1 pseudogene is annotated in these 1,222 nt (G+C 54.7%); it reads right to left on the reverse strand.

Going from position 1 to position 1,222, the window contains the following annotated elements:
- Positions 1-1,222: pseudogene (locus tag BKD70_RS25155) on the reverse strand (hypothetical protein); the annotation flags it as partial.

Genomic DNA, 1,222 nt, shown 5'->3' on the forward strand with positions numbered 1-1,222 from the left:
GTACTCCACTATCGGAAAGCTGATGGCCAGGGTTTCATCCTTGCTTGTGCTGACCGCTGCCTTGAGCTCCATCTGCAGCTTGGTGCCATCACCCAATCCATTCAAATAACTACGAGCAATCCCTGGTTCGATTTTTCCGTTAGCGATCCAGGTCGGATTGACAGCTGCACTGCCCGCCCCGTTATACACCGTCAGCGAATGATCAACGCCCTTGTTCGTTTTCCCCAGCAGCCTCAACCAGACGGGGTAAGGTGCAGTGATAAACGGCCAGACACCAATTTGCCCTGTGGCATCGCCGGTAAACGTAGTCAAGTCCAGTACTTGAGTCGCCGCGTTAGCCTGGTTGATCTTGAGCACCGTTTTGGCCAACTCAGCCTGGGGTATCGGCGTCACCGTCACCGTCAACACCTTGGACGCAACCACCTTGCCGCTACGGGTTACGTCGTACTTAAGSGTGARCGTCTTGTTGGCATTACCGACGTTGGCGGCAATCGCGGCCTTGGTAATGTCGAACGTGACTTTGCCCGCCGTTACCCCATTCTTGGCCGGGATCACCGGAGAACCCGCACCGGCTGTCCCCACCATCGTCACCTTGATGCTGTCTGTGGTGTACATCGGTGTGTACTCCACCGACACCGTGCCGCCGTTTTGTGCATTCAACGGCGCCAGGGTAACTGAGGTACCCGTCCCCGTGGCCTGGGTCAACTTGGGAACAGGGAATTCTGCCGGCAGAGTGTTAACAGTGTATTCCACTATCGGGAAGATGATGGCGTCAGCCTCGGCTTGACTAGATGAAAGCGTCGCCTTGAACTGAAGTTTCAGTTTCGTATCATGACCCAGTTCAAGGAAGTACGAGGCGGCGACGCGTTGATCATAGAAACCATTGCTGAACCACCCAGCAGTCACCGCGTTGCTCGCCAGAGTCCATACCTGCAGCTCATGTACCGATCCATCGGCCTTGAAGCCACTCAATAACATGGCTACCGGTTGGAAGCTCGCGATAAACGGCCATGACCCAACGCGTAGAGTTTTATTGGTAACCGATCCACTCAAATCCAGGACTTTGGTAGCAGCATCCGCTTCATTTATCCGGATCACTGTCTTTGCCAACTCAGTTGTCGGTATCGGTGTCACCGTCACCGTCAACACCTTGGACGATACAACCTTGCCGCTACGGGTTACGTCGTACTTAAGCGTGAGCGTCTTGTTGGCATTRCCGACG

The sequence above is a fragment of the Pseudomonas sp. BS-2016 genome, from assembly GCF_001806145.1.
Lineage (GTDB): Bacteria > Pseudomonadota > Gammaproteobacteria > Pseudomonadales > Pseudomonadaceae > Aquipseudomonas > Aquipseudomonas lundensis.